The 16,534-nt window shown below is 63.7% G+C and carries 8 protein-coding genes; 1 reads left to right on the top strand and 7 read right to left on the bottom strand.

Annotated elements, in window-relative coordinates; all coding sequences use genetic code 11:
- Positions 1-47 precede the first annotated feature (47 nt).
- On the bottom strand, positions 48-986 hold the full coding sequence (locus VIZ63_RS11435) for a response regulator (protein ID WP_331609742.1): 939 nt from the start codon (positions 984-986) through the stop codon (positions 48-50).
- Between the two features lie 299 nt (positions 987-1,285).
- Between VIZ63_RS11435 and VIZ63_RS11440 the strand changes: the two genes are divergently transcribed.
- Positions 1,286-1,693 carry a helix-turn-helix domain-containing protein gene (locus tag VIZ63_RS11440; protein WP_331609744.1) on the top strand — a complete coding sequence of 136 codons (408 nt, stop codon included), beginning with the start codon at positions 1,286-1,288 and terminating at the stop codon, positions 1,691-1,693.
- A gap of 32 nt (positions 1,694-1,725) precedes the next feature.
- Here VIZ63_RS11440 and VIZ63_RS11445 read toward each other — a convergent pair whose 3' ends face one another.
- The 6 genes from VIZ63_RS11445 to VIZ63_RS11470 form a co-directional block, all read right to left on the bottom strand.
- Complete coding sequence (locus tag VIZ63_RS11445) at positions 1,726-2,901, bottom strand: HlyD family type I secretion periplasmic adaptor subunit (RefSeq protein WP_331609745.1); 1,176 nt, start codon at positions 2,899-2,901, stop codon at positions 1,726-1,728.
- Entirely contained in the window at positions 2,898-5,006 is a 2,109-nt protein-coding gene (locus VIZ63_RS11450; protein WP_331609746.1) for an ATP-binding cassette domain-containing protein, read from the bottom strand. The genes VIZ63_RS11445 and VIZ63_RS11450 overlap by 4 nt, the downstream gene beginning before the upstream one ends.
- Positions 5,003-6,277: a TolC family protein gene (locus VIZ63_RS11455; RefSeq protein WP_331609747.1), complete on the bottom strand. Its 1,275-nt coding sequence runs from the start codon at positions 6,275-6,277 to the stop codon at positions 5,003-5,005. The genes VIZ63_RS11450 and VIZ63_RS11455 overlap by 4 nt, the downstream gene beginning before the upstream one ends.
- A 170-nt stretch (positions 6,278-6,447) precedes the next feature.
- Positions 6,448-8,391, bottom strand: a complete 1,944-nt coding sequence (locus VIZ63_RS11460; RefSeq protein WP_331609748.1) for a hypothetical protein — start codon at positions 8,389-8,391, stop codon at positions 6,448-6,450.
- Positions 8,392-8,504: 113 nt separating this feature from the next.
- Positions 8,505-15,137: a hypothetical protein gene (locus tag VIZ63_RS11465; protein WP_331609749.1), complete on the bottom strand. Its 6,633-nt coding sequence runs from the start codon at positions 15,135-15,137 to the stop codon at positions 8,505-8,507.
- Between the two features lie 680 nt (positions 15,138-15,817).
- Positions 15,818-16,288 carry a response regulator gene (locus tag VIZ63_RS11470; RefSeq protein ID WP_331609750.1) on the bottom strand — a complete coding sequence of 157 codons (471 nt, stop codon included), beginning with the start codon at positions 16,286-16,288 and terminating at the stop codon, positions 15,818-15,820.
- Positions 16,289-16,534 lie beyond the last annotated feature (246 nt).

Consider the following 16,534-nt stretch of genomic DNA (forward strand, 5'->3'; position numbering starts at 1 on the left):
TCAGCATGCGCCTACCCATGAACGAGGCAGGCGCGATAACCCGATCGCTATCGGCCGTGTCCGAGACCGACGGCGATACTGAGCAGGTAACGTCGCATCTTTCGATGCCCCGTATCGGTCAGCTCTATATAAGAGCGGCGTCGGTCGCTGGGATCGAGCAAGCGTACTGCCAGCCCGGCCTCGACCAGATCCTCGATGCGTCGTAACGCAGTGGTGAACGGCACTCTGGATGCCTGACACAACGCGGTGACCGCTACGCGTTGTCCTGTCAATCGTGCGCGCATCAGTTCCGCGAGAATGCACCACGCCGGGTCGGGCAAGAGAGCCTCGCCGAACAGGCGCACTCTGATCCCATGCTGCCGCTGCAGGAAGCGCAGCGAGTTGTACTCCTCGCCGTAGTGAATCAGAGGGTCGCTCGCCTCCGTGGTCTCGTGGGGCAACGGCTCGCACGCGGATAGCGGATGGGTCGACCGACCAACGGGCAGCGCGTTGGCGCCTGGCGCAATCTGCGAATCGACTGGCCACGAGCCGGTGGCCTGCATGGTCTGCAACTTTATCCTGAACATGGCCTTGTTCACGGACGCCAGCAGATCGCGGGGCATGACCGGTTTGAACAGGCAATCGGCCGCATAGAGCCGCGACGCGCTGATCGCCGACTCCATCGAGCCGCGCCCGCTCACCAGAAGGAACTGAATTCCGCGCTGCTCGCGGACCTGCCGGATGAGTTCCATGCCGTCGGTCCCGGCGAGCTGCGAATCGATGATGATGACTTCTACATTCGGATGATCGCGCAGCGCCGTGACGACGTCCTCGACATGTTGCAGCGTCATGCAGTGCTGGTCGATCCGCGACAGCACGCGGCGAAAGATGCGTAAAGTTCGCAGGTTGCCGTCGACGATCAACAATCGCGGCCCTGGCTTCTCGCCGGGCGGGCAATCGTTCGCCGGCGGCGCGGTGTTTACTGTTTCTGATTCTGACGTGGCCATCGGCTGGTTGCCTGGGATCGGTGTTGTGCTGCGTCGGAGACTCCGCCTGCAGTGTGTGTATGGCGGAAATCTAACGAGTTTCCACTGCTTTCCCGAGTCGTTTCGGGTTCATGATGAATGCAACCCTCGTGCGCGCCGCTGCGTGCGCGCGATTCCAGGGGCCGCGTACCGTGCAGAAGGCCGAAATTCGCGTCTCACGATTACTTGCACCGCGCATGCATCTGTTCGCCGCGCACGCGTTTACTCGATTAGCGTGACCGGGTCTTGAATCGCAGTATCGATCCTCGAGGATTTCAACGTTGAAGCTGGCAACACCCACCGCGACTCGACTGCAGACGGCAGGCATGAGTGATGCGCAATTGCAGATGAGCGAGTTCGCTCACGCCCTGCGCAAGGCAAGAACACAACGGCAACTGAGCATCGAGCAGGCAAGCAAGGAGTGCCCGCTGTCGGACAAGCAGATCCTGGGCCTGGAGGCGGCCGACTTCGGTGCGTTCTACTCTTCGGCTTACGCACTGCGCGGCGCCGAGCGCTATGCGACGTTCCTCGGCATCGGCCCGGTGCCGCAAGCCTGCATCGCGGCATTCGACACGCGCGCGCGGAGCAACGACAGGCGTCTCACGCAGGATCCCGACTCACGGCCCGATCATTGGACCTCGCGACTCCGACACTGGATGGACCCGCTGAAAGCAGCGAGGCCCCGGTAGCCATTCGAACGCGAACGACGACGGCGGCGCCCTCAGCGCTCGGTCAACGCCTCCGACATCGTCTTGGTGATCGGCTTCGTCAGGTATCTCAGCACCGTATTCTCACCGGTCTTGATCTCCACCGTCGCGGTCATGCCGGGCTGAACCTCGATGCGTTCGTGCGGCCGGCGCTGCTGCATCTCATCGGCAGTCACGCTGACGTGCACGCGGTAATAGGACACTTCCCCGCGAGGCGATTGCTCGGTGAGCGTGTCGGCGCTTATATACGAGACGGCGCCGACGCCCGAACCGTATATCTTGTAATCGTAGGCATCGAACTTGACGCTGGCCGACTGGCCGGAGCGAATGAAGCCGATATCGGCGGGCCGCACCTTGGCCTCGACGATCAGCTCGTCGTTGGTGGGTACGATCTGCAACATCTCATCGCCCGGACGCAATACCGCGCCGACCGTGGTGAAGCGCACGTTCTTGACGATTCCATCCGCTGGGGCATAGAGCTCGGTCCGACTCAACTGATCCTCGCGCTGCATGCGAACCTGTTCCGCGGTCATCAACTCCTCCTGAGCCTTCGCCAGCTCGGTCTGCAGCTCCTGCAGGTAGCGGTTGCGTCGGTTGACGATCTGACCGCTGACTTCGGCCTCCTGCCGCTGCAGACGCAAGACCTCCGAACGGCTGACGTCCCCGGTCGCCAGCAGTGGCTGATTCATACTCAGTTCCTGACTCACCAGCGAATGCATCTGCTGCAGCGTCTGCAGCTCCGCGGCCAGCGCGCCGCGCCGCTTTTCATACAGCGATGTCTGGTTGGCGATGAACTCCCGATACGGTCGCAGCGACGGGTCGAACACCAGGGGCCGGTCGAACAGTTCGGCTTCGATGCGCGCGAGCGCCGTGCGCAGCGCCGCCGCCTTGCCACGGCTTTCATCCAGGCCCGCCTTGGCCTTGATGCTGTCCAGCCGCACCAGCAACTGCCCGCGAGTCACGCGGTCGCCTTCCCGGGCCAGAAGATCGGTGATGACGCCGCCGTCGGCGCTCTGCACGACCTGCACGCGGCCGCTGGGAATGACCTGGCCGGTAGCGCGACTGATCTGGTCGATCTGCGCCCAGTGTGCCCAGGCGAAGAAGCCGATCAGCGCCAGCAAGGAAACGCCGATCACGAGGCCGGGAGCTTTATTGGCGCGCAGCGTTGTGTTGGTCGAGGTCGTGTTCATGCACTTTGAGCCTCAGTGGCAACGGCGGCGACAGGAGTTACGGCGGTCACGGCGGCCCGGCGCAACTGCTCCAGCACCTGTGCCGTGGGTCCGTCGAGCACGATCCGCCCGCCGGCCACGACCATGACGCGGTGGACGAGCTGTAACAGAGACATTTTATGAGTGACGAGCAGCACGGCGCCGTCGGCGCCCGCGGAGTTTTCGATGGCGGTGAGCACACGTTTCTCGCTGTCCTGATCCAGCGCTGCGGTCGGCTCATCGAGCAGCCACAGACCCGGCTTCGCCAACAGCATGCGCGTCAGTCCGACCAGCTGCCGCTGTCCGCCCGACATGCCGCTGCCGCCTTCGGCGATCGGCATGTCCATGCCTTGGGGATGCGAAGCGATGAGCTGCGCGAGACCAGTCTGCGTCGCGATGTCCATCAACACGTCGTCGCCCGGGTCCGGACGACCGAGCAGCAAGTTCTCGCGCAGCGTTCCCTGCACCAGGCGATAGTCCTGCGGCAGATAGGCCACATGCTCCCGCAACGTGTCCTCGGCGACCTGATGCATATCCAGGCCTGCCAGCAGAATGTTTCCTGACTGCGGCCGATACAGGCCCGCCAGCAGCTTCAACAACGTGCTCTTGCCCGAGCCGACCGGACCGATGATGGCGACGCGCTCGCCGGGCCGGATCTGCAGTTTTGGCACATCCAGGCCGCCGCGTGCGCCGGGATACGCGAAGCGCACCGACTCCAGCAACAAGGGGCCGCGCAACGAGGCCGGACGCAGGTAATCCGCATCGGGCTCACGATCGACCGGCAACGCGAGCAATTGATCCAGACCTTCGAGCGCGCTGCGAGCGTAGCTCCATTGCATGATCAGCCCGGGCAGCTGCGACAGCAGCGGTCCGTTGATACGACCGGCGATGATCGAGCAGGCGATCAGCGCGCCCATGGTGATTTCACCATCGATGGCCGCGAGGCTGCCGAGGGCGATCATGCCTACGTAGGTGACCTGCTGGACGAAATTGGCGCCGGACTGGGCGAGCGCCGTCCAACGACGCACACGCTCATCGTTGAGGGCGACGTCATCGACCAGCGTGTTCCAGCGCGCCAGCAAATCCCAGTGACCGCGCGTCGCCTTGACGATTTCGCTGGCGGCGATCGCCTCGACCAGCAGGCCGTTCTTGCGATAGTTGCTGACCTGTGCCCGCTTGGTCTCGGCCCGCACCACTCTCGCGACCAGCCAGGCGAGCAGCAGCACGATCGGCAATCCGATCAGCGGCACCAGCGCCAGGTTGCCGCCGATCAGGTAGACGACCCACACCATCAGCAATGCGAACGGCAGGTCGGCGATGAAATAGATCGATGCCGCCGACATGACCGAACGCACTTGCTCCAGCCCACGCATCTGCGCGGCCAGCGTACCGACCGAAGCCGGCCGTGCATCCAGCCGCATCGCCTGCATGCGCGAAAAGAAATATTCCGAAACCTCCGCGTCGATCGCCGAGGCTTCTCGCTCCAGCGACACCGCTCGCAGCCAGCGCAGCAGGAACTCGATACCAATCGCGAACAGCACGCCGAAGAGCAACACCCACAGCGTCGCGAGACCGCCCTGAGGAATGACGCGGTCATAGACCTGCATGGAGAACAGCGACACGCCCAGGCCCACCAGACTGATCATGGCCGTGGCCACGAACGCTTCGACCAGCATGCGCCGGCGCGAGAGCAAGGCCCGCAGGAAGATTGCGAACGACTGCGAGCGAACCTGCTTGCCACGCTCACCTGGGATGCTCACCCGGTAGAATTCCAGCGACGCCCCGTCTGTGGACCAGGTCTGTGCGCCGTCTGCCGTCGTTACCCGCAAGCTGGTCTGTGTCTGCCATTGGTCGGCGATGGCCCAGCCCCGCATCGGATGGTGGACCAGCAGCGGGAAGTGCTGCGCCCTGGGGAGATCGCTCAGCCTGACGGGTGCTGGCCAGCCCAGCGCCTGGCATATCTGCAGCAGCGCTTCGCGACTGGCGGCATCGACAGTGAGCGATGCGAGCGGCTCCGCCCAGTCCGGCGGCAGCTCGATGCGCTGCCTGCGGGCGAGCGCCGCCACGAGGGCTGTCATTTGATTCATGGATTGTTCTCCGCAGACCGGGCTTCAGCTGGCTGCCATTGACCGGACAGCAGCAGCAGACGAATGTAGGAAGTGACCGCGCCGGCTTCGGCGTCGATCTGGTTGATCTCAGCGGTCGCGGTCTCGCGCACGGAATTCAGCACTTCCGGCCAGGTGCGCTTGCCAGCGGCGAACTGGCGCAGGAACGAATCGGTCACCGACTTTGCCGCCAGCGCGGCTTCGCGCCCCGCCAGCGCCCGCCGTCCTGCCGCAGCGTTGTCCGTCAGCGCGGCCAGCACGATCTCCTGTTGCTCGCGAGTGGCGGTGTCGATGGCGAGGGTTGCGGCCTGTTCGCGTTGTTTCGCGGCGTTGATCGCGGACACACGTGACAGTCCGCCATCGGCCTGCACCCGAAATACCAATCCGAGCTGGTCGTCGGAACTGTTGCCGCCGCCCAGATAGTGTCGGTAACGCACGCCCAGCTGCGGCATCAGTTCGCTCTTGCGCAGCGACACTTCGGCGCCGGCGATGGCTGCTTCGGCGGCGACGCGACGCGTGCGCGGATCGAAATCAAGCGCAGCTCGCAGCAGTTCCGCGGGACTGGCATGGTGCTGGCCCTCGCGATAGTTCAGCGACGCCTGGATCTGCAAGCCGTCATCGCCCGCCAGCTGCCTCAGCCGCAGCAACGCAATGTCGGCTTCAGCCTGGGTTTGCAAGGCATCTATCTCGGTCTGTCGCGTGCGTGACTGCGCCAGGTGCAGTTCGGAAGCGGGACTGATCTCCTGCTCCACGCGCCGGCGCATCGAGTCGACCAGCTTGCGATGTTCGGCGAGGCTGCCCTCGAGGGTGCGCGCGCGACGGCGCAGCCGTTGCAGATCGACGTAGGTCTGGACGGTGCGTTGCGCCAGATCCAGGCACACTTCATCGCGTCTCGCGAGCGCAGCCTCCAGACGGCTGTCGGACTGCCGGATGGTGGCGCTGATGCGTCCACCGCTCCACAGCGGTTGCTCGACCGAAACGGCCGTGGAGACATCCGAGTCGCTGCGCCGATCCGCGAAGCTCTCGACCGACACCGATGGAAAGAGCGCCCACCGCGATGCGCTCAACTCCGAGCGAGCCGCTTCGACTTCGGCATGCGCTGCGCCCGCGCTGGGATGCGTTGTCAGTGCGCGCTCGACCAGACTGACGAGTTCAGTATTGTCTGGCGCCGCCGCGCCAAAGCACGGCACGGCGCATACCAGCGACGCTACGAGTGCTGTCAAGACATCGACGAAGAACCGGGCGAAAGACATTCGATCTCCGAAACTGCTGCGTATTGCAAGCGCACGATCGCATCCAGACCGCGCGAAGCAGATTACAGCGGCTTGGCACCCGACCTGGTCGAGTCTGATTCGTTATGGATGTAATTCGCGGCCGAGCGCGATTGGCGATAGTGCGATTCGCCGCGCGAGGTGCGCTGGCTTCAGCGAGCCAGTAACGACGCAGCCAACCGCGACGGCAAGTCCTCGACCGACTCGGTCGCTCGAACCCGATTGCTGCCGAAGACAGCTGCAACCACCGCGGCGGCCGGATGATCGCGAGCCACCAGCACCTCGCCTGCGCAATGAGGCAGCAGCAGCAGCAACAGTGAGCGCAGTTGCACGGCGGCGCTCTTGTCGTCATCCCCTGCCGTCACCCAGTCCGCGACCACCAGTACATCGAAGCGGTCGAGCGGCAGGCCGTTACCACGGAACGCCTTGCCATCGGTGCCGATGACGACTGCGTCCACCGACGGGTCGATCAACAGTGCGCGCGTGTCGTCGACGGCGTTGCCACGGCCAGCGCGAACCTGCTGTGTGCCGATCCACAACCCTGACTCACTGCTGGTGCCCGCACACAGGTTGCGCTGGGAGAGCAGATCGGCCGTCTCCCGCGCCAGGGCTGCATCCGGGTTCGTGGTCAGCACGATCGCGGTGGGAATACGACCGCGGTTGGACACCAGTTCGCCCAGCACTCGAGCATGGGTTCCGGGCACGGCGTCGCCGCTGAGCTGCGGTTGCGCGTTGACCTCGCAGATGCCGCCGCCGACCTGTCGCCACGAGCGCGAAATGTCGGGCATCAGCAAATCGACGCCGGCCAGATCCAGCCTTAGAATCCGCGCCGCCCGCTCGCACAAACGGGCGTTATCAGGATGCATTTGCTCGAAGACACGCACGGGAGTGCCGCCAACTGAAATGTTCGCGGCACGTCGCAAGCGCATGAAGTGGCCGGCCGCGGCTACCGAATCGAGCGTCAGCCCTTCGTTCGCCAGCAATTCCACTGCTTCCTCGTCGATCTCGATGATCGACATCGGCGCCCACGACTGCGTGCCACGCCGCGGATCGAGATTGACCTGAGCGACCAACTCGCGCACCGAGGCGACTCCGTCGCCGGTCACCGCGGCCGGCACGCGTTCGATCGCGCTGATCGCTCGGCCGCGAAACACGTACACACGATAATCTCGCCCCTCGATGTGCTTCTCGATCAGCAGCTCGGAAGAAAAAGCGCGCGCGCGATCGAATGCGCTGGACAGTTCGCTTTCCGACTTCAACCCGGCCGACACGCCGACGCCGCCATCCCGATCGGCGGGCTTCAGCGCGACCGGATAACCCAACGTCGCACTCGCATCGAGCGCCTGCTGCAGCGTCCTCACCGGAAGCTGCGCAGGTACCGGCAAACCGGCCTGCCGCAACAGCGCATTGGTCAGCGTCTTGCCGCGAGCCAGTCGGGTGGACATGGTGGAGGTGGCTTCGGTGAACGAGCTGTCCAGCCATTGCGCTCGCCGACCCCAACCATACTGAAACACGCCGCCAGGCAGCGACATGAAGGGAATGTCCAATTGATAGGCCGCGCCGATGAAGAAGCGGTTGTTGGCTCCCTTCGGTGCCTGCCGCCCCATGCGGGCCAGCAGACTTTGCAGCTCCGCGCTGTGCTCGTTGGAGAGCGCGGCCTCATCGGGCTTCGCAGCCGACGCGTTCAGATAACGAACGCTCCACAGCAAGGCATCGAGCGCCGCCGCGGGCGCCAGCGACGGCACAGCCAGCAGCCACTGCCCGGATTCTCGAGACGACGCTGCATCCTTCGAGACTGCCGCCAGGATACGCATTGGTCCCAGCGCAGGCAGACCGGATGCCGTCTGCAATGCTTGAACCAAGCTCGCCAGACAGGACAGCACGGCGGCGTCATCGCCGCTCGCATCGTCCTGCTCGAACGAAACATCAATAGATAAATGAGATGCGATCACTCCCCGCGCACGACGCGCAACGGCACGCCAATACGCCGGGTCTTCCAAATCGATTCGGGCCACAGCGCCAGGCGCGCGCAGCCCATAGACATGGCCCGGCACCAGCCGGGCCCCACTGATACGCAGCTCACGAGCTGCGGCCATCGACACTTGTTGTTCGACCGCCGACATCGAGATTCAACTCCATTGACGCTGTTGCAGGATGTCGCGACCGAAGCGGCGCCTCTTGCGAGGCGCCGCCCACCGAGGTGACTCGGTCAGCCGAGCATGTACGACTGCACGAAGTCCGACATGTCGAGCGTGCCCGTGTAGCCGGTCACCTTGACGATGTAGTCGTCGCTGCCGAAGCCGTAGCCGTTGCCCAACGAAGCGTCGTCGCCCACCGCGATGAGGTAGGTGTCGTCACCGTAGTTGAACAGACCCGCCGCGTTGGTGGCAGCCGACCCGCTCTGCTCGAACGTGCCGTTGGCCTGGAACAGGGAATTGACCGCAGCCTCCAGGTCCAACCCGAAGATGTTGGCTGCCGAACCGTTGTTCACGACCGTGTCTACCCACAGCATGTTGTCCAACGACTCGATGAACACGTTCGGAACGGGGCCGATGGTGTCGAAGCCACCCGCTTCCAGGAACACACCGAACCCGATGACGTCGCTGACGCTATCTTCACCCATCGTCGCCCCACCCAGATCGAGGCCCACGATGGTGTCCATGGTCTCGAACTGCGACTGCGCGAACACGTACAGATCGCGACCCTCACCGCCTTCCAGAGTATCCGCAGCGGCGTTCACCACCCAGTCGCTGTCCTCGCCCCAGAGCACGCTGTCGCCCTGCAGAACGTCTGACTGGCTGCCACCCTTCAGATAATCCTCTTGCGCGCCGCCCAGCAGAACGTTGCTCGAGTTCTGCGAACCGATCAGTTCCAGGGTCGCATCCGTTTCCTGCGAACCGTTGAGCAGCACGTATTGCGACGCAGAGACCGCCGAGGCATCGACGATGAAATCGACAGTGCCGCCGTCATCGTCGTTGGTCGCCCAGTCGTTCGAGATCACCACCGACGCGTTGGAGCTGTCGCCGCGATCTTCGTTGGAACGCAACACCAGCTTGTCGATACCGCCTTGGCCGTAGCCGACTTCCAGGTCGGTGTTGTAGCTGTTAGCGGAGTCGAGATTGGCCACGACGCTAGCTTCGCCGCGACCATGGAGAGTGATGTCGACAGTGACCTCCTGCTCCAGGGCCAGACCCGAGAGGTAGATCCCGTTGTGGTCGCTGCCCGTTTGCGTGACGTTCACCGCCGCAGCACTCTCGAAATCCTCACCGAACATGAGGGTCGTAGAGCTGCACGAGCCCGTGGTCACATCCACGTTGCCCGAGCCGTACTGCGTGACATAGATGCTCGCGCGGCGATCCGTCGACACCGTGATATCGCCGTCGCCGTCCTGGTTGACGGTGATCGACGCGTCGTCATCCGCCGTGACAGTCAACGCACCGCTGCCTTGGCTCGTCAGCGTTGCCGCGAGGTCGTCATCGGCCGTCAGCGTGAAGTCACCCGACGCATCGACGGTGTGCCCGATCAAAACGTAGACGTCGTCGTCCGCGGTAACGTTTATGTCGTAAGCGTTGTGCACCGTCATCCCGACATAGGCGCTGTCTTCGATCTCCACCGCGAGGTCACGCTCGAACTCGTCGCCAACCGTGAGCTGCAGACCGCTGTACTCGCCAACAATCAGCTTCTCGAAGCCCGCCGCGAATGCGTCGTCGTCGAACGTCATGGCGTCTTCGCCATGGAACTCGAGTTCTTCGACGTTGCTGACGTTGCGGAACATGCGACCTTCGTCGAGCAGCGCCGAGCCGCTCATCACCGTGTTGGCCTGAAGCCGGCCGTTGCCGAGAACCAGACGGTCCACGCCGGCGCCGAGATCGACGCTGCTGTGCGCCGAGAAAGTGAGGCCGCGCAGGTCAGCAACGTCGTTGCCGTCCTGAGTGCTGACCGTGAAGTCATAGTCAGCGTTCTCATCGGCCGCAGAGTCGAACACGACCGTGACATCGGACTCCGAGGTCGAAGTGAAGGAGCGAGCCATCACGTCGTCGACGATGATGCTCGCACCGGCCACGCCACCGGTGAGAGTGATGGCACCGCGGACGAATTCCGCGTTGTCGTCGTTCTCGTCGGTGTCGATGTAGTGACTGAAGCTGTCCTTCACGTTGATCGACAGGTTCTCGTACGCCACTTCCGGACCCATGGAGTACAGCGAGATGCCGTTCCAGGCCCCATCGATACCGAGGTCGAACGAGCCGCGACCGTTGATGGTCAGCGCCAGCGTGTCGTTGTCGGTATCGGCATCGGCAGCCAACACCGCGGTGACCGACACGTCGATCTGCTGATCGTCCGTCGCCGTCGCGCACTGCAGCCCATCGACGCTGTCGTTATCACCGTCGCTGTTCATGTGGACAGGGACATCGCGATCGCTGCTGCCGATCATCGTGATGACGTTGCCGTCAAGCGCCACGGTGAAGCCCGTTTCGCCAGCCGCCAGCACTTCGGCGAGGCGCGCCGCGATGTTCAAGGCGTCCTCTTCCGCGCTCGCACCGGTCAGGTCCTCAGCGGTGACCGTGATGCTGTACTCCTCGCGGCCGATGCACACGGTGATCACATCACCGATCGCATGATCGCCCGTGCCATTGCCGATGGTGATGCGCTCCACCTGGCGATTGCCGGTGGCGCTCACTTCGTTGCCCTCGACGCTGATGTGCTCACCGAGGCCGAGCGGCAGGTTGGTCAGCGTGTAGACCACATTGTCGCCGTACTCGTTGGTGGTGTAGGCGCCGTTGACGAAGCGCTCGTCCTCTTCGGTGGAAGAGAACAACTCCACTTCGCTGCGCAGGTTGATCTGCTGCACGCCGGAGACCAGCGAGAAGTCGACCGCGATGTCGCCCGAGTCACGCTCGTTGTCGCCGTAGAAGTAGTCCCATTCGTCTTGGTCCTCGCCGCCTTCCAACTCCGCAGTCGGATTGACCGAGACCAGGTTCAGGGTCTCGAAGCCGGAGATGCCGGCGTCGGCGATCTGCGTGACAACAGCGGTGGCGCCTTCAGCGAACACCGACACATCGGCGTTGCCGACCATGCCGGTCAGCACGATGACGTTTTCGTCGCAACCCCAATCCGCGGCCAGCGCTGCGTTGCCAGCGTCTTGAATCGCGGCCAGCAGGCCGCCAGCGACGTTGCCGCGAGTCGCCACGGAGTCACCCTGCACGATGTCGCTCTCGAGCACCGTGTACTCGTAAAGCATCGCATCGATGGTCACCGAGACGACCTGGCCGACCTGATAGTCGCCATCGAACGTCACTTCGACCTGCTGCGATCGATCGCGCGCCACCAGGGCGTAGATATCATCCACCGCCTTCACCGTCAGCGTGTCATTGCCATCGCCGCCGCGCAGGAAGCCGCCCGAGCCCACCACGACATCCGTGGTGTATTCGCTGCTGGTTCGGATGACGGCCAAGTCATCGCCCTCGCCCATCTCGACGACCGACGCATCGCTGCTGCCGCCCACGTACGCATCGCTCCAGCCGTCCCAGCCGCCCCAGCCCAACTGGAACCGGTCGTTGCCGGCGCCGAGGTCGATGACTGAGCCTTCGAGGATTTCGTCGGAAACCCACACGCTGTCCGCGCCGGAGCCCAACGTGACTGTCGAAGACGACAGGTAGCCGGCATACATTTCGTTGTTGCCATCGCCAAACGTGAAGCTCGACGAATAGAGGTTGTCCCACACTTCCATGAGGTTGTCGCCGGCGCCGAACGTGAAGCTCGAGGAGTTGACGTCGCCGTACACGTACACGTGGTTGGGGCCATCGCCGAACGTCAAGATCGACGAATCGACGCTGCCATCCACGTCCAAATCGTTGTGGCCATCGCCGAACGAAACGCTGGATTCCTCCATATTGTCGTCGACCCACATCTCGGTGTCGCCGGTGCCGAACTGGACCGTAGTGTTGTAAATGCCGTCGCCGACGTAGACGGTGTTAGTGCCGTCGCCGAACGTGATGGTCACGCCGTCGCTGTCCTCGCCGCCGTAGATACCGCCATCCACGTAGAGAGAGTTGCCGCCGTTGCCAAACTGCACGTTGGCCTGGCCGCCGATGTCGCAGGCCTCGAGCTCGTTGTCACCGTCGCCGAACGTGATGCTGGCGTCAGCGCTGATGCTGCTTACTTCAACGGCGTTGTGGCCATTGCCGAAAACGACACTGGCGTTGCCATTGATACCGTAGGCGTCCAGTGAGTTGTTACCGTCGCCGTTGAAACGGATTGCGGCACGGTCGGTGATGTCTTCGCCGGCATAGAGCGAGTTGTCGCCATCGCCATTGAAGTCGATCGTGGCAACGTCGCGCACGTATTCGGCGCCAACGGAATTGTTGCCGCCGGCGAAGCTGATCGAAGCATCGCCGGAGATGTCGTCATGGACCCCCACGGAGCTGTCGCCATTGCCGAAGCTGACGCGCGCGCCGGCGCCGATGTCCAGATCGACCTGCATGTTGCCGTCGCCGTCACCGAAGCGCACCGTGCCATGCACGCCGCCATCGTTCACGATCAGCGAATTGCTGCCATCGCCGAGATCGTAGTTGTCGTCGGCGGTGATACCGCTGCCGTACCCTGTGCCGACAACGCCGACCGTGTCGTCGCCGCTGCCCAGGCGCAGAGTGGAAACCTCGCTGCTGTACAGCGACGTGAGATCCGTCGATGTCGGACCGTCGTTAAGGGTGTAGTCGAACGTGTCGAGCACCGTCATCGACTCGCCGGCAACCTGCGCCGTGATCGGGGTCGGGCCCGACAGGCCGGTGATGATCAGGGCAATGCCGTTCTCGCCGTACCCGATGGAGCCGTAGACACCGTAGTCTGCGGCAACCTGGTACATCAATTGCGTCACGACCGTGTCGAGATCCATCTCTTCGTCTTCGGCAGTGACCGTGTACTCGTGGCCCGCGATCGTCACCGAGGCGCTTTCGCCGATCGCCAATGCGCGAGTGAACTCCACCGCGTAGGCGAAGCTACGGAAGCCGCCAGCAACGTCGGTCACTGCAACGTCACCCGCGAACGCGGTGGCGTCGAAAGTGGCGCCAGCGGCGCGACCTTCGTTCGCGATCAATTGGATCGACTGCTGCTGGCCGGCAGTGCCGCCGGTGAGCGTGATTGCAGTTGCACCCTCGGCCGTCAGCAGCAGTTCGCTGTCGGCACCGGCGCCAGCATTGACCTGCAGGTCGAGCGCTTCGATACCCGCATCGATATGCAGCGCGCCGGACACATCTTCGAGCGTCACATTGAGCTTGTCTGCATCGCCCGCGACGACGCTGTTGACGTAGTCGAGCGAAATGTACCGCCCATTGACGTCATGGATCGACACATCCGCCAGCGACTTCTGGTCGGTGATGTCGAGATCGGCGCGCGCCGAGTTGATGTTGATCTGCTGAACGCTGCTGTCGTAATCGGTCATGCTCAGTTCGACGGCGCCGCCGTTGCCGGCGGTGACGCGCACATCGACCTGTTCGACGTTCTTGACAGTCTCGCTGTCAGCAACGGTGCCGCCCGAGAGCGTCAGGCTGAGCTTGTCGTAACCGGCGCCGCCGTCGATGATGTCGCCGTCGTTGTACGTCGAGCTGGTGCCGACGATCACGTCGTCGAAGCCGCTGCCTTTCACATCGTCCTGATTCACGGTCAGCACGAACGTCGGCGTGAGCGACGTGTCGCGTACGTTGACGGCTACGGTCTGGCCGGCAACCGAGAACGTGAGCGTCTCGAGACCTTCAGTGGTGTGGTCCGCCACGAGCTGGATGTCCACCACGGCGCGGCCGTTGGCGTCGATCGTGACAGTGCCGGTCAGCGCGGCTACGCCACCCACGATGTCATCCGGAGAAATGCCGGTGATGGTGTAGGCGTACTGCGTGCCAGCGGCAACGTTTGTGGTGTCGAGCGAGAAGCTGACGCCATTGCCTTCATCGACAGCGGCGAGGCTGGAACTCACGGCAAAAGTCGGCACCGGCGTGGTGGAAGTGTCATTGACCACGGCCGAGGAGGTCTGGCCCGCCACGGCGACGGTGAGGGTTTCCGCACCCTCGGTGGTGCGATCCGCCAGCAACGTCACCTGGATGACGGCGCGACCGTTCGCGTCGATGGTCACCATGCCCGAGAGCACGCCGCCCGCCACGTCGCTGGCCGACACGCCCGAGAGCGTATAAGAGTACTGAGTGCCCGGCGCGACGTTGGTCGTATTCAGTGTGAATGTGACCGTCTCGCCTTCATTGACGGACGCGGCGCCTCGCGACAGCTCGAAGGTCTCCGGGCGTGCGTCGCTCTTGCTGTTGTTGTTCTCGATAGCCGCGCCAGCCGCGCCTGCGCCTGCAACGCCGCCTGCGATCCACCAAAGATTGGAAGCGCCTGCAGCTGCAGCGCCACCGCCGGCTGCACCCGCGCCTGCTGCTCCAGCTCCAGCGCCCGCGCCAGCACCAGCCGCACCGGCCTGAGCCATCGAAATGAATGATCCGCTCTGCGCCGCGAAGCCGGTGTCCAGCACCGCGCCCGCCTCGGAGAGTTCAGCCGTGGCCGGAGTGATTTCCGGCGTGCCGCCGCCAGGGAACTCGACTGCGATGGCTTCCTCGCCCTGCGCCGTCTGCTCGAAGAAACCTTCGATCTGGACAGTCTCGCCGAAGGATTCGATGACGAGGTCGTTGCCATTGGCGCCGCCTCGGTGTGCCTTGACCCCAGCCGGTGCCTTGCCGGTCATCGGATCGAGAATCTCCAGTCGCTCACCATGTTTCAGTCGCAGGACGGTGCGTCCCTCGACACTTTGTTTTTCGGCGAGTTCGGCGCGGCCAGCGGCATTACGAATCGAAAGTTGCATATTTCTGCCTTGGAGGTTGTCCAGCGAGTCTGTGGATCCGTGGTTTGAGGAACCGTACGGTCCCTTCTGGAACGCAATGGTAGGCAGGCAGCTCGGCGGACGCTGGGCTACAAGATTCAGAATGACGGTAACTGCATCGACCGTGTTGGGAGTCCCGGCTACAGCCACGGGCGCGACGTTGTCGCCTCAACTCCGCGCGCATCCGGGAACATCCGTTCTGCAACCACCTCGAGATCACGCCGCGCGTAAGCGCGGACCACGCGCAGAGGCACACCGGTCGAAGCACGCCATCGAATCGGCGTCGCAACGGCGTCGGTTCCGCAGGAATCGATGGAAAAGTCTCGCGCTGCTGCGAACGCTACTGACCGTCACAGTGAACAGATTGCCGGCAGCAGACCGGCGGGTTTGTGGCCCGGAACCACCATATTGGTGGTGGTTGGCATGTCGGGGAGACTGCCTCATCCGGCAATCGATTTCCCGCAAGTCCACGCGGCAGGCAGGGCAGGCGTTGTGCGCGACTGGCGCTTCGTCAACCGTGGCCCCGGCAATTGCAGGACAACACATCCCGCGACACGCCCATCCAGGGATCGGCATTGCACCCCCGTACGGGACCAGGAGCTTGCCGCGGAATCAATCCGGAATGATCAACCTCGGAGTTGCCGTTCTCGATTCGAAATCGATCAACGCACGACGCTCGCGTACGCCCGGCGCGTGCGCAACACGGCAGCCACATATGCGCGCAGTTCGCGAGGAGAGATGCTCTTGGAAAGCACGATGTCCGCGCCAGCATCGAGCAGGTCGGCGCGCACGATGGAGTTATCCAGCCTCGTCACCGCAATGACCGGCACGCGCCGCCACTTCTCGTCCGACTTCAGCCAGCGGAAGAACTCATCGCCGCGCATATCGTCCATCATCAGGTCGCAGATGATCACGTCCGGATCGATGTCGCGGAGGCGGTTACAGACCTCCGCAGCGCTGGTGGCGAATGCGATCCGGTGTTGGTCGGCGCCCAGCATGGCCGCCAGAGCCAGCCGTGCCGTTGCGTCATCGTCGATGATCAGAACCAGAGGTACCAGATCCGCGCCGGCGCACGGATTCAACGCGCGAACGAGCTGCGTATCTGAGACGGCGGGAGGCGTAATGTGCAACATGCGTGGCGTCCTGAGACTGTATCGAACACGCGAGCACTGTAACTAGGAGCCGGCCTTCGGTGCGATCTTCCTCATGCAAAGTGGTTGCATGGTGCATGCAATGCGCCATGTTAGATGCAAGACGATGGTTACTGCCGGCAGCCCGCCCGGCATCGGCGGCCTCGGGTGCCGCCGATGCGGACCACGCTGTAACCAGAGGACGGACTAGCGGTGGCCTGGTCCGATTGCAGCTCTCTGCGGCAGGCC

The sequence above is a fragment of the Povalibacter sp. genome (assembly GCF_036520495.1).
In the GTDB taxonomy this organism is placed as follows: domain Bacteria; phylum Pseudomonadota; class Gammaproteobacteria; order Steroidobacterales; family Steroidobacteraceae; genus Steroidobacter.